This is a genomic window from Pseudomonas sp. F8002 (assembly GCF_013385495.1).
Lineage (GTDB): Bacteria > Pseudomonadota > Gammaproteobacteria > Pseudomonadales > Pseudomonadaceae > Aquipseudomonas.
Genome location: NZ_JACAPW010000002.1, coordinates 17,877 through 31,265 on the forward strand (window position 1 = coordinate 17,877; position 13,389 = coordinate 31,265).

The window sequence follows — 13,389 nt, forward strand, 5'->3', positions numbered from 1 at the left end:
CATGGCATGACGACCCAGCCGCTCAACCGCTCGACCGACCCCAAAGCCCTTCCTCTCACACCGCCCAAGTCCGGCGCGGCGTTCCACGTGCTGCTCAAGAACAGCGCCAACAACAAGAAGGTGGAGGCCGGCGACAAAACCGCGCAAGGGCTCGCTGCCAGCAAGGAACAAGGCTATGAACTGGCCGCCAAGGACGCCGCGCCGCCCACCACCCTGGGGGATTACAAGGCCATCGGCCCGGCGGACGAAGTCGGCCCCGGCCTGATCCGCTATGAAACCCAGGACGGCAAGAAAGTCATCGTCAGCGAAAAAGACAGCCCCGAGCTGTTCAAGCAAGTCAGCGCCGACTTCAAGGCACTCTCCGGCGTCAACGCCAGCGAAGCCGCCGGCTACCAGCGCCTGGGCGGCGACGCCACGGCCCCGGAAAAGCTCGGTGATTACAAATCCCTCGGCCCGCCCGACGAAACCGGCCCCGGCGTGATTCGCTACGAGACCCAGGACGGCAACAAGTTCGTCATCAGCCAGCGCGACAACCCCGAGGCCTTCCAGAAAGCCAAGGAAGCCTATGAAAGCTTCACCGGCCTGGGCAGCAGCGAAGACGCCGGCTACAAGCGCGCCAGCGACAACGAAGTGTGGCCGCCCTACGCCGGCACCACCGTCGGCCCCAAGGATGAAGTCGGCCCCGGCCTGATCCGCTTTGAAAGCAATGGCCAGAAAATGGTCGTGGCCCGCGACGACAATCCCAAGCTGTTCGACTACCTGGCAGGCCTGCACGAGGTCTACACCAACCCCGACAAAAAGGCCGCCGTAGAGTCCGCGCTCAACGACGGCTCGACCCTGGCAGACGCCAATACCAAGGCGCCGGAGCTGAACGACTACAAGGGCTTCGGCTGGATCGAAGGCCAGCAAGGCAATGTGCTGACCTATGAAACCCACGACGGCACCAAGGTCGTCGTATCGGCCGACGTCAGCCCGGAACTGTTCAAGAGCGTGGCCACCGCCCAGGACACCTGGAGCAAGATCCACTCCAGTGAAGACGCCGGCTACAAGCTGGCCGGGCCGAATGACTTCCTGAAGAACACCGAGATCACCTTCGGTTCCCCCGACGAGCTGGGGGACGGCCTGATCCGCTATGAAACCAGCGAAGGCAAGGTCATCGTCTCCAAGGAGCTCAGCCCGCAGCTCTACGACGAAGTGGTGGCGAAATGGGAAGCCTGGAGCGCCGGCACCGTCGACGAGACCCGCGCCAAGTACAACCTGCCGAGCAACGATGAGCTCGACGTGCTCAACCTCGACACCGGCGTGCATGCCGACAAGGACGACGACAAGTCGCCGACCCAGAGCGTCAGCGAACTGGCCACCACCGAACTGATCGACACCTACCGCGCCGGCGTCAAGGACGGCTCGATTCCCAAAGACGACCCACGGGCCAAACTGGTCCGTGCCCTGGAAGCCCAGGCCGCCTACCAGAACGGCCATGGCATCACCGGCTACGAAGAATCCAAGCGCCCGTTCAACACCACCTGGCGCGAGTTCGATGACAAGCAGACCGAGCTCACCTCCGCCGACATGCACGACATCATCGACGGCAAGGCGGTGCAGGAGCAGATCGGCGAGTTGTTCAAGGACCCGACGGTGCAGGCCGACTACAAGACCAAGATGGACGACGCCATCAGTCACCTGCCCAACAAGGACGAGATCAAGCAGAAGCTTCTCGACCTGACCAGCAACCCCGACTATGTGCTGTACCTCAAGGACCTGCAAAAACAGGGCAAGAGCCACGAGGCCCAGCAAGACCTGAGCAACACCCTGACCTCGCTGTCGCTGTTCGACCCGGAAGCCGCCACCAAGGCCGCGCAGAATATCCAGGCCGATGGCCTCACCACCGACCTCAACGAGATTCTCTCGGACCCGAGCAAGATCTCCGACGACAACAAGGAGCTGGCCACCAAGGACCTGTTCGGCCTGCTCAAGGGCGTGCTCAAGGGCAACCTGCTGGACCTGCCGCGCCGCAGCCAGGAAGTGCTGGAGAAATTCCTCAACGAGGGCCTGGAGGGCAAGGAGAAATCCTCGGCCGTGACCAAGGCCCTGGAAGAGCTCGGCGACGTCTACAAGAACAGCGGCACCATCAGCGAAGCCGACGTGAAAACCGCCCTGAGCAAACCGTATATCCCGGTGGCGGATCGCGGGATGCTCGGCGAGGTGTTCAACACCCTCAACAGCAAAGGCATCCTCGGTTCGATGGGCGCCGGCGTCAGCCTGTTCTCGGGGATTTACCAACTGGTGGGCAAAGGCGGCAAGCTCGGCGAAACCCCGGCCCAACGCATGACCATCGCCAAGGACTTCCTGAGTTTTGCCGGCGGCGCCAGCCACTTCGTCAAGCTCGGTGACAAGATCGGCGAAGCCCTGGGCAAGGGCGGCCTGGTGGACTTCCTCGGCCTGGACAAGACCCTGCCGGAAATCTGGGGCAAGGAAGGTGCGGCCGGCAAAGTCATCGACTTCAGCAAGCCCACCGAAATCGACTCAAAGGTCAGCAAGGAAATCGCTGCGGCCCTGGACGCGGTTCCCGACAGCCAGTACGACGGCGTGGCCAAGCTGTTTGGCGAGGGCGACAAGGCGGTAACCGAAGCCACCGAAGGCCTCGCCACTCACCTGGATGACGGCCTCAAGGCAGCCGGTGCGGCCAAGCTTGGCGCCTCCCAATCGGCGAAGATCGCCGGTTCCGTGATCAAGGTGTTGGGCCCGGCGACGGACATTGCCGGTGGTTTTGCCGACATTGTGCTCGGCGCCCTGGCGATCAAAAGCGGCGTGGACAGCAAAGACCCGTTGGCTCAGGCCGCAGGTGGCTTGCAAGTGGCGGGCGGTGCGTTCGGCGCGTCGGCCGGGGTATTGGGTGCGGCGGCGCTGTTTGGCGCAGGCACGGCGGCGGCGCTGACCGGGCCGCTGTTCCTGGTGGGCGTGGTGTTGGCGGTGGTAGGCGGAATCATCGGTTACTTCGTCGACCACAACAAAAAACAGAAGGCCACCGAGAAGGAAAACGACTGGTACCGCGACCTGGCTGGCGACGGTTTGCTGCAGGACAACTGGGCCGACAAGGTCGAATACGCCCACTACGAGATCCACCACTACCACGGCCGCGACACGCCGACCGATGACAGCCTGTTCCGCTTCCAGCAATCGGAGTGGGAGCATTTCGACTCCACACCACAAAGCGGCGGCTCGTCGAGCAACCGGCTGGATGGGGATTTGCACAAGGACTACAAGGACCCTAGTGAAACGCCCAAGGCACTGCCGGATGCGTCGGATGAGAAGCCAGGATCCCGGCCATCGGGAGGCGGGCCTCGGCTCAACTAACCCTCCAACGGCTGTATGCAAAACAAAATGTGGGAGCGGGCTTGCTCGCGAATGCGGTGGATCAGTCACTGTAGATGTTGACTGTCACACCGCCTTCGCGAGCAAGCCCGCTCCCACATTTGGATTGGGTTCACAACTGGACTCGGGTTTACAGCTTGGCGATCGACACTTCAGTCGACTTCACAAAGGCAATCACTTCACTGCCCACCTTCAATTCCAGGTCACGCACCGAGCGGGTGGTAATCACCGACGTCACGATCCCCGACGCGGTTTGCACGTCGATCTCGGACACCACTTCGCCGATCAGGATTTCCTTGATCACGCCTTTGAACTGGTTGCGCACGTTGATCGCTTTAATGGTCATGTCGGCTTTCCTTTGGTCTGTTGGGTCAATCCGCACGAATGCGCAGGCACTCAAAGTGCCCTATTCGTGAAACCAACAAAAGGAATATATAACTCTTTATTTATTCCATAAAAACATATGCGAGCTGTTGCACAGCCAACAGCGATTCAACAAAGTGCCCGCCTCCCCACTCCCAACCACCTCCCCACGTAGCAGCTGTCGAGCCCAAGCGAGACTGCGTCAGCGGTCTGTCTGACACACCGCGAACGCAGTCTCGCTGAGGCTCGACAGCTGCTACGCCAGGGCGTTGCCCTGCCCTGCAAAGACGCTGGCACAGAGACTGCATATTCCTATAACGCATGATGGAACATGCCATATGAATTTTCTGAATATAAGAAAAGCCTTCTCTTTTCCCGCCTTGTCCGGAGCTGTTCCATGAAACCCTACTTCAATACCCTATTGGGCGCCTGCGCCCTCGCCTTCAGCCTGCAACCCCTGGCCCATGCAGCGGAAACCGACCCTGCGCAAGTCAATCTGGACTACGCCTACTACTCCCCGGTGAGCCTGGTGCTCAAGCACTTCGGCTGGCTTGAAGAAGCGCTGCCGCAAACCAAGGTCGGCTGGGTGTTGAGCCAGGGCAGCAACCGTTCCCTGGAATACCTCAACAGCGGCGGCGTCGACTTCGCCTCGTCCGCCAGCCTGTCGGCGGTGCTCAGCCGGGCCAATGGCAGCCCGATCAAGTCGGTGTATGTGTACAGCCGCGCCGAGTGGACCGCACTCGTGGTGCGCAAGGACTCGACGTTCAAGAGCGTCAGCGACCTCAAGGGCAAGAAAATCGCCGCCACCAAAGGCACCGACCCGTACCTGTTCACCCTGCGCAGCCTGCAGAAAGCCGGCCTGAGCAAGGACGACGTGGAGTTGGTGCACCTGCAGCACCCGGACGGCCGTACCGCGCTGGAGAAAGGTGATGTGGATGCCTGGGCCGGTCTCGACCCGCACATGGCCGCCAGCGAAATCCAGGCGGGTTCGCGCCTGCTGTACCGCAACAAGGACTTCAACAGCTACGGCGTGGTCAGCGTGACCGACAAATACGCCAAGGAGCATCCACAGACCATCGCCAAGGTGCTCGGCGCCTATGAAAAAGCCCGCAACTGGGCGGTGAAACACCCCGACGAATTTGCCAAGCTGCTGGCCGACGAATCCGGCCTGCCTCTGGACGTGGCCAAGCTGCAATTGTCGCGTACCGACTTGAGCAGCCCATTGCTCACTGCCCAGGACGTGGTGTCGTCCAAGGCGGCCGCGCCGATCCTGGTGTCGGAAGAACTGGTGCGCCGTGGGGTGAATGTGGATCAGGTGATCGACCAGTTGATCGACCCAAGCTTTGGCCAGGCTTTGCCTCGTCCATAAGGGGAGCGTCATGCGCAGCAAAAGCGAAACCCTGCCCGTCGCACTCGCGCCAACGCTCACCGTGCAGCGCAGCGCCTGGCCGCGGCGGCTCAAGGGCCTGGCGTTGCCGGTGTTGATCCTGGTGATCCTTGAAGTGGTGGTGCGCATCGGCTGGCTGCCGTCCTACCAGATGCCGGCGCCCAGCGAGATCGCCGTGACCCTCACCGACCTCGCCGAAGGCGCGCTGTGGAAACACATCAGCGCCAGCCTGTTGCGGGTGCTGCTGGGGTTCACCATCGGCGCCGGCCTGGCCCTGGTGTTTGCCGCCTGGGTCGGCTTGAGCCGCGAGGCCGAGGCGTACCTGGAACCAACCTTCGCCGGCCTGCGCTCGATCCCGAGCCTGGCCTGGGTGCCGCTGTTGCTGCTGTGGCTGGGCATTGATGAGACCTCGAAGATCGTGCTGATTGCCATCGGCGCGTTCTTCCCGGTGTACCTCAATGGCGTCGCGGCCATTCGCGACATCGACCGCAAGCTGGTGGAAGTCGGGCAGATGTATGGCTTCAGCCGCACGCGCCTGGTGCGTCGCATCCTGTTGCCTGCCGCCCTGCCCGGCCTGTTCACCGGCTTGCGCAGCGGCCTGAGCCTGGCGTGGATGTTCCTGGTGGCGGCCGAGTTGATCGCTGCGACCAAGGGCCTGGGTTACCTGCTCAGCGATGGCCGGGAAACCTCACGGCCTGACATTGTGCTGGCGGCGATCATCGTGCTGGCGCTGCTGGGCAAGATCAGCGACGGCCTGTTGGCGGCCCTGGAAAAACGCTGCCTGGCCTGGCGCGATACCTTCAACGGCCAAGGCCCGGAGAATTGAGCATGAGTGAAGCGCTACTGGACATTCGCGTCGAGCGGAAAAACTTCGGCGCAACGACGGTGCTGACCAACGTCCATTTGGCCTTGCAGCCGCGGGAAGCCGTCAGTTTGCTGGGCCCCAGTGGCTGCGGCAAAAGCACCTTGCTGCGGATCGTCGCCGGGCTGGAAAAGGACTATCAGGGGGAACTGTTGCAAGGCGGTGGTGAGGTCGCGTTTGTGTTCCAGGAGCCACGCCTGATGCCATGGCTGACGGTGGAGCAAAACATTGGTTTCAGCGATGACGATGGCTATGACAGGGTCTGGGTCGCGCAGTTGATCGATGAGGTGGGGCTTACGGGTTTTGGCCAGGCGTTGCCCAAGGCGTTGTCTGGCGGGATGGCGCAACGGGTGGCGATTGCTCGCGGGCTGTATTCACGGCCGCAGGTGCTGTTGCTGGACGAACCGTTCAGCGCGGTGGATGCGTTTACCCGCATGAAGCTGCAGGACCTGCTGCTGCAATTGGCCGAGCACCACGGGATCGCCCTGCTGCTGGTGACTCACGATGTGGACGAGGCGCTGTACCTGAGTGACCGGGTGTTGGTGATGGATAACCGGCCGAGCAGTATTCGCCAAGAGCTGGCGGTGGAGTTGGTGCATCCGCGGGATCGGCGGGATCCGCTGTTGGCGCGGCTCAAGGCACTGGCGTTGACTGAGCTGCAGCGGGCGCATGTGATCTGAAAGGCACGTGTTGAGTCCGCCCAAAATCAAAAGCTAAAGCGGGCACGGTTCAAATNNGAAGGTCGTTAACGATGACGCGGGCATCCTGATTCAACGCGGCGCTCTCAGGTTCTTCGCGAGCAAGCCCGCTCCCACAAGGATCGCATCAAGCAGCCGATTTACGCGGCGTCAACGTCACCCAATACTGCGTACGGGACTGCACTTGCAGCGGCATCGTCGACGCCAGCAACGCAAGAATTCGATTGGTATCAGCCAACTGAAAACTCCCAGTGACCCGCAGCGCTTCAAGGCTCGGGTCCCAGCGCAGCACACCCGGCCGATACCGCTCCAGCTCCCGCAAAAAATCACCCAACAGCTGGTTCTGCGCAGTCAGCACACCGTCGCGCCAACCCAATTGCAACACATCAAACCCCACCGCAGCGCCCATCCCCGACGCCTGCAACCGTGCCTGCTGCCCCCCCTGCAATGTCGCCACTTGCCCACGCAGGTCCTGCACCTGCACCGCGCCCTTCAACACCGACACCAAACACCCGGAAGACAACTGCCGCACACACACTTCAGCCTGGCTGACGATCACCTGGCCATAACGCGTCTGCACCGTCAGCGCACCAGCCCCCGGCACCGTCAACGCCATCTCCCCTTCCACCAGCGTCACACGGCGCCGGGCCGTATCCACGTCCACCGCGCTCGCGGTATTCAGTTGCAGGCTGCTGCCATCCAACAGCGGCACTCGCTTGCGTTCGCCAGTAGCGGTGTGCAGGTCGGCGCGCCACACGTCGATAGGCAATTGCCGGCTGAGCAACCACGCGGTTGGCAACAACGCGGCGACGCCCAAGGCACGCTTGAGTACTGCACGCCGTCCCGGTTGCGGACGATCGAGGCTGGCCATGGCCAACGCTGGCGGCAAGTCGGTAAACCGCTGGCGCAGCGATTGGGCTTTTTGCCAGATTTGCTCATGCTGGGGATGGCTGTCACGCCACTGCTGCAGGCGGGCGTGATCACGTTCGGTGGCGCTGCCGGATTCCAGCAACGCCAGCCATTGCGCCGCCGCCCGGGCGAGATCCGGCGCAGTACGGCTCACAGTTCCACCAGCAGGCAATGCTCGTAAGCCTGGGCCATGTAGCGCTTGACCGTACGCTCGGACACCTTGAGCCGCTCGGCAATCTCCCGATAGGCGAGTCCTTCCAGCTGGCTCCAAAGAAACGCGCGGCGCACTACCGCCGGCAAACCGTCGAGCAATTCATCCAGGGCTTGCAGGGTTTCCAGCAGCAACCAGCGTTGCTCCGGCGACGGCACGCAAGCCTCCGGCAACTGCATCAACGCATTGAGATACGCCTGTTCCAGACTGCGCCGCTGGTGAAAATTCACCAGCAAGCGCTTGCCCACCGTCACCAGATAGGCCCGGGGCTCCTGCAACTGCGCAATCGGCTGCGCGCTGGCCAGCACCCGCAGGAACGTGTCCTGGCTCAGGTCGGCCGCATCCCAGGCGTTGCCCAAGCGGCGCCGCAGCCAGCTTTCGAGCCAGCTGCGGTGGTCGCGGTACAACGTGTGAAGGCTGGGTTCAGCGAGGTGCGTCGGCACTACAGCATCATTCATGGCAAGTAACCTGCGCGGCGCGAGTCAGTCTCAAATGAGATTCATTCTATTTAATAACCCGCCGGCATACCACGTTCTTTTCGACTAACCGTTGCCCACTTCTCCATCGAACAGTTGACCGCGCCCCACCACACGACCTGAACCGAGCACCGCACCCGGCGCCAGCACGCCATTGGCTCCCACCCGGCACTGGTCCCCCAGCAGCGCGCCAAACTTGTCACAGCCGGTGCGCTGCAACTGCCCGTCAATGCGCACCTGCACTTCCTTGTCGTCACGCTCGTTCCGGTAGTTGGCGACGATACTGCCGGCTTCCAGGTTAACCCCGCGGCCCAATACCGAATCACCGACAAAGTTGAAATGCGCCAACTTGCTGCCGCTGAAGACAAAGGATGTCTTGAGCTCTGCACCCGGTCCGAAGATGCAATATTCATCCACCCAGCAACCGCCGCGAAGGTAGGCACCGGCAGCGATAAAACAGTGGGCGCCGATGATCAGCGGAGCTTTCAAAACAGCGCCCGCTTCAACCACCGCAGTACGGTGCACGGCGATCTCGTCATGAATCTCATAATCGTCGTCAGAAAGCCCCTCCAGCAACTTGCGAACGATTTCCGGCGCCTGGGTCACCAACTCCCACGGCGCAAGATCCACCCAGGGTGCCAGCGGCGAACGGGAAAAATCAGCGATGTAATCGGTCAGTCGAATCAACGTCGAGCCCTCTACAGATCAGAGAAGCCCGAAACGCTAGCATGAAATGCAGCTTTACAGTTTGTATAGATATGGATATTTTATCCACTCAACGACATTCGAGAGTTTCCTTCCATGCCACCGTCTTCCTACCATGACGTGATCAAAGCCGCCGAACGCCTGGAAGGCTTCGCCCACCGCACGCCGGTGTTCACCTCGCGTACCCTCGATGCCGAGACCGGCGCTCAGGTGTTCATCAAGTGCGAAAACCTGCAACGCACCGGCTCGTTCAAGTTTCGCGGCGCCTTCAATGCGCTGTCGCGTTTTGATGAGCAGCAGCGCAAGGCTGGCGTCGTGGCGTTTTCCTCGGGCAATCATGCGCAAGGCATCGCGCTGGCCGCACGGTTGTTGCAGATGCCAGCAACCATCGTGATGCCCACCGACGCCCCCGCCGCGAAGGTCGCCGCTACCCGGGAATACGGTGCAAGCGTGGTGTTCTATGACCGCATCACCGAAGACCGCGAGCAGATCGGTCGCACCCTCGCCGAGCAACACGGCATGACCCTGATCCCCTCCTTCGACCACCCGGACGTGCTGGCCGGCCAGGGCACTGCCGCGAAGGAACTGCTGGAGTTTACCGGCCCGCTGGACGCGCTGTTTGTCGGCCTGGGTGGTGGCGGCATGCTCTCCGGCACCGCGCTGGCCACCCGTGCGCTGGCGCCCGATTGCCTCGTGTACGGGGTCGAGCCCGAAGCCGGGAACGACGGCCAGCGCTCCTTCCAGAGCGGCAGCATCGTGCACATCGACACGCCCGTCACCCTCGCCGACGGCGCCCAGACCCAGCATTTGGGTCAGCACACCTTCCCGATCATCCGCGAGCAGGTCACTGACATTTTCACTGTCTCGGACGCCGAATTGGTGGCCTCGATGAAGTTCTTCATGCAGCGCATGAAGATGGTCGTGGAGCCCACCGGCTGCCTTGGCCTCGCGGCCCTGCGAAACCTCAAGCATCAGTTCCGGGGCCAGCGCGTGGGCGTCATCGTGACAGGCGGCAACGTCGACCTCCAAACGTATGCGCGGCTGCTGAGCGCTCCACAATGAACCTCATCCACACCCCCGCAGCCTCGGCGCCTGCCGGTCACTACTCCCAGGCCGTAAGCCACCAGGGCACGCTGTACATCTCCGGGCAATTGCCAGTGAGCCCTGACGGGCGTCATAACCTCGAGGCTTCGTTTGCCGAACAGGCTCAAGTGGCCCTGGACAATCTGTTGGCGATTTTGAAGGCCGCAGGCGGCTCATCCGCAGACCTGGTGAAAGTCACGGTGTACGTGGTGGGGGTAAAACACTGGCCTGAATTTGATGGCTTGTACGCCGCTGCGCTGGGGGATCACCGCCCCGCCCGCGCGGTGGTGCCGGTGCCGGAACTGCACCACGGCTATCTGATTGAAATCGAAGCCGTGGCGCGCTCGGCATAGGTCATTTGGCGTAGGTGTAGACCGCCGCCCGCGAGACCCCAAGGTGTGAGGCAACCGTTTCCATGGCACGCCGGATGTCCATCACGCCGGCTTCTTTCAGCTCTTGCATCAGCAGGCGCCGGTCGGCGGCCTTGAGGGCACGTGGGGTGGTCGCCAGGCGTGCGGCGAACTGGTCGATGCGCGCACGAATGGCGTCCGCACCGGACGGGTCGAGAGACTCGGCGGGCCGGTCGCCGCTGACCGAGCCGAACTGTTCCAGCATGCCCTGCAAGCCACGGAACAACGAGAGGTCGACGTTCATGCACAAGGCCGCCACGTACTTGCCGGTGGAGTCCTTGATACCGATGGAAGTGCTCTTGACCTGACGCCCGTCGGCGAACTGGTTCTGGTAGTTGGCGATCACCTGCGGGTACTCGGGATCGGCAATCCGCGCCAGGCCCAGCTCGGTGGCCGGGTCACCCGGCCGGCGCCCGGAGAGGTTGTTGTGGATGGCCATGATTGCGTGCTGCGGGTCGCGCAGGTCGTGCAGCACGACCTCGCAAAACGGGCTGAAGGTCTTGCTCAGGCCTTCGGCAATCTGTTCGAGTTGGCTGATCAAGGCCGCTTGTTCGGGAGTGTGTTTTTTCATTCAGACAACATATCCAGTACTGGATAGACCGTCAATTTACCTTTTGGAGTGTGCACGATGGAAACCCCGACAGCTTTGCTGGATGTGAGCCGGATGCAGCGCAATATCCTGCGTATGCAGCAGCGTGCCGATGACTTGGGTGTGAGCTTGCGGCCCCATGTGAAGACCCATAAATGTGCCGAGGTGGTGGCGGCGCAAATCGCCGCCGGGGCCACGGGGATTACGGTTTCGACGTTGAAGGAGGCCGAGTATTTTTTCGACCTCGGCATTCGGGACGTTCTGTATGCGGTGGCGATGGCGCCGCATAAATTGCCTCAGGCGTTGGCATTGCGTCGTCAGGGGTGTGCGCTGACGCTGATCACCGACAGCCTTGCCGGGGCCCGGGCGATTGTCGAGTTTGGTGCGCTGCAGGGTGAGGTTTTTGCGGTGCTGATTGAGATTGACTGTGATGGGCACCGGTCCGGGGTGAAGCCTCAGGATCCGCTGTTGCTGGAGATCGCAAGGCTGCTATATGGCGGCGGGATGCTTGCCGGGGTGTTGACTCATGCCGGGGAAAGTTACGGGCTGGATACGCCTGAGGCGTTGCGGGCGATTGCCGAGCAGGAACGGGCGCGCTGTGTTGCAGCGGCCGAGGTGATTCGGGGGGCGGGGTTGCCTTGCTTGCAGGTGAGTGTGGGTTCGACGCCCACGGCGCTGTCGGCGGTGAGCCTGGAGGGTGTGACTGAGCTGCGGGCTGGGGTTTATGCGTTTTTTGATTTGGTGATGCATAACGTTGGGGTGTGCCGCATTGATGAGCTGGCGTTGAGTGTGCTGACTACGGTGATCGGGCATCAGGTGGAAAAGGGCTGGATCATTACCGACGCGGGGTGGATGGCGATGAGTCGGGATCGTGGGACGCAGTCGCAGAAGCGGGATTTTGGTTATGGGCAGGTGTGTACCGAGGGTGGCGAGGTGATTGAGGGGTTGCTGGTGGGCAGCGCGAATCAGGAGCATGGGGTGGCTTGGTTCGACGGGGTGGCGGTGGATGTGGTTGAACGTTTCCCGTTGGGCACGCGCCTGCGGGTACTGCCCAATCATGCGTGTGCCACCGGGACGCAATTTGGTAGCTACAGTGCGCTGCTGGGGAATGGCGAGGTGCGGGTGTGGGAGCGGTTGCGCGGTTGGTAGGTCGGGGGTTATCCGTTTCTTCGGTTAGGGCTGCGAACGCGGGAAGCCGGCAGGACTCGCTGCAAGAGCGAAACCATAGGTAGCCATGGCCTCTGGTGGCAGCCACGAGCTGAGGTAGGATGGCAGCCTCACCCAAAAGGAACTTGTGAAATGCTGCCGATTCGCACCCCGTTGATCCTGCACCCCGGCTTGTCTACCGCTACCCGGCGGGTCTGGCTGAAGCTCGAGAACCTGCAACCCTGTGGCTCGTTCAAGTTGCGCGGCATGACCACGCTGTGCGCCTATGCGGCGAGCCAGGGCAAGACCACGGTGGTATGCCCCTCCGGCGGCAATGCCGGGCTGGCCACGGCCTTCGCGGCGCGCGGCCTGGGGTTACAGGCGCGGATCGTGGTGCCGACCACCACCCCCGAAGCCACCCGCGCACGCATCCGCCAGGCCGGGGCCGAGGTGCTGGTGCACGGTGATCTGTGGGATCAATCCAATGAGCTGGCGCTGCAACTCTCCGAATCACCTGAGGCACTGTATGTGCCGGCCTTTGATCACCCGCTGTTGTGGGAAGGCCACAGCAGCATGATCGATGAGATTCTTGAGGACTGCCCTCAGGTGGGCGCCATCGTGACCTCGGTGGGCGGCGGTGGACTGCTCGCGGGCGTTCTGACGGGCCTGGAGCGTCATGGGCGGTTCGGCTGCAAGGTGATTGCGTGTGAAACGGCGGGCGCGGCTTCGTTTGCTGCTGCCGTAGAGGCTGGAAAGCCCGTGCGGCTGGCGAAGATCGATACGGTGGCCAAGTCGTTGGCCGCGACCCAGGTGGCGGCGTGGCCGGTGCAGCATATCGGCAGGTTTGCCCATCAATGCGTGGTGTTGAGTGATGCCGACGCGATGATGGGCGTGGCGCGGTACGCCGATGATTTACGCCAGTTGGTGGAACCGGCGTGTGGGGTTTCGTTGGCCGTGGCGTATCTGGAGCATGGGGCGATTGCCGGGATTGAGGATGTGGTGGTGATTGTGTGTGGTGGGGTGAGCATCAGTGCCGAAACGGTTGCTCAGTGGCAGAACACGGTCTCTCTATGATCGTTCCCACGCTCCGCGTGGGAACGCCGCCCTGGACGCTCCGCGTCTGCTCTTGAAGTCGTGACGCGGAGCGTCACAGGATGCATTCCCACGCAGAGCGTGGG

General features: G+C 62.4%; 13 protein-coding genes. 8 read left to right on the forward strand and 5 right to left on the reverse strand.

Annotated elements, in window-relative coordinates:
• The first annotated feature begins 6 nt into the window (after positions 1-6).
• Positions 7-3,354, forward strand: coding sequence for a hypothetical protein (locus HX811_RS02330; protein ID WP_134326606.1), 3,348 nt, complete (start codon positions 7-9; stop codon positions 3,352-3,354).
• Positions 3,355-3,502: 148 nt separating this feature from the next.
• Here the strand turns inward: HX811_RS02330 and HX811_RS02335 are convergent, their stop codons facing one another.
• Positions 3,503-3,718 carry a molybdopterin-binding protein gene (locus tag HX811_RS02335; protein WP_003217010.1) on the reverse strand — a complete coding sequence of 72 codons (216 nt, stop codon included), beginning with the start codon at positions 3,716-3,718 and terminating at the stop codon, positions 3,503-3,505.
• Positions 3,719-4,132: 414 nt separating this feature from the next.
• Here HX811_RS02335 and HX811_RS02340 point away from each other — a divergent pair, with 414 nt between their 5' ends.
• Genes HX811_RS02340 through HX811_RS02350 form a run of 3 tightly spaced genes read left to right on the forward strand, consistent with a single transcriptional unit; the run spans position 4,133 to position 6,664 of the window.
• The gene (locus HX811_RS02340; RefSeq protein ID WP_177044558.1) at positions 4,133-5,104 is read left to right on the forward strand and encodes an aliphatic sulfonate ABC transporter substrate-binding protein; all 972 of its coding nucleotides are present in this window, start codon (positions 4,133-4,135) and stop codon (positions 5,102-5,104) included.
• A 10-nt stretch (positions 5,105-5,114) separates the two neighbouring features.
• Positions 5,115-5,948 carry an ABC transporter permease gene (locus tag HX811_RS02345; RefSeq protein WP_003217006.1) on the forward strand — a complete coding sequence of 278 codons (834 nt, stop codon included), beginning with the start codon at positions 5,115-5,117 and terminating at the stop codon, positions 5,946-5,948.
• A gap of 2 nt (positions 5,949-5,950) precedes the next feature.
• Complete coding sequence (locus tag HX811_RS02350) at positions 5,951-6,664, forward strand: ABC transporter ATP-binding protein (RefSeq protein ID WP_177044561.1); 714 nt, start codon at positions 5,951-5,953, stop codon at positions 6,662-6,664.
• Between the two features lie 145 nt (positions 6,665-6,809).
• Here the strand turns inward: HX811_RS02350 and HX811_RS02355 are convergent, their stop codons facing one another.
• The 3 genes from HX811_RS02355 to HX811_RS02365 all read right to left on the reverse strand — a co-directional run bounded on the left by HX811_RS02355 (position 6,810) and on the right by HX811_RS02365 (position 8,965).
• Complete coding sequence (locus HX811_RS02355) at positions 6,810-7,745, reverse strand: FecR domain-containing protein (protein WP_177044563.1); 936 nt, start codon at positions 7,743-7,745, stop codon at positions 6,810-6,812.
• Positions 7,742-8,260, reverse strand: coding sequence for a sigma-70 family RNA polymerase sigma factor (locus tag HX811_RS02360; protein WP_003217001.1), 519 nt, complete (start codon positions 8,258-8,260; stop codon positions 7,742-7,744). The genes HX811_RS02355 and HX811_RS02360 overlap by 4 nt, the downstream gene beginning before the upstream one ends.
• A gap of 84 nt (positions 8,261-8,344) precedes the next feature.
• The gene (locus HX811_RS02365; protein ID WP_177044565.1) at positions 8,345-8,965 is read right to left on the reverse strand and encodes an LpxA family transferase; all 621 of its coding nucleotides are present in this window, start codon (positions 8,963-8,965) and stop codon (positions 8,345-8,347) included.
• A gap of 114 nt (positions 8,966-9,079) precedes the next feature.
• Between HX811_RS02365 and HX811_RS02370 the strand changes: the two genes are divergently transcribed.
• Together HX811_RS02370 and HX811_RS02375 are read left to right on the forward strand one after the other, a co-directional pair.
• Entirely contained in the window at positions 9,080-10,045 is a 966-nt protein-coding gene (locus HX811_RS02370; RefSeq protein WP_177044567.1) for a threo-3-hydroxy-L-aspartate ammonia-lyase, read from the forward strand.
• A complete protein-coding gene (locus HX811_RS02375; RefSeq protein ID WP_177044569.1) occupies positions 10,042-10,419 on the forward strand; it encodes a RidA family protein in 378 nt (125 codons plus the stop codon). The genes HX811_RS02370 and HX811_RS02375 overlap by 4 nt, the downstream gene beginning before the upstream one ends.
• Before the next feature lies 1 nt (position 10,420).
• On the opposite strand, the gene HX811_RS02380 is transcribed toward HX811_RS02375, so the two are convergent.
• Positions 10,421-11,047, reverse strand: a complete 627-nt coding sequence (locus HX811_RS02380; protein ID WP_177044571.1) for a transcriptional regulator — start codon at positions 11,045-11,047, stop codon at positions 10,421-10,423.
• Between the two features lie 57 nt (positions 11,048-11,104).
• Here HX811_RS02380 and HX811_RS02385 point away from each other — a divergent pair, with 57 nt between their 5' ends.
• Positions 11,105-12,214, forward strand: a complete 1,110-nt coding sequence (locus HX811_RS02385; RefSeq protein WP_177044573.1) for a DSD1 family PLP-dependent enzyme — start codon at positions 11,105-11,107, stop codon at positions 12,212-12,214.
• Positions 12,215-12,364: 150 nt separating this feature from the next.
• Positions 12,365-13,285: a pyridoxal-phosphate dependent enzyme gene (locus tag HX811_RS02390; protein WP_177044575.1), complete on the forward strand. Its 921-nt coding sequence runs from the start codon at positions 12,365-12,367 to the stop codon at positions 13,283-13,285.
• Positions 13,286-13,389 lie beyond the last annotated feature (104 nt).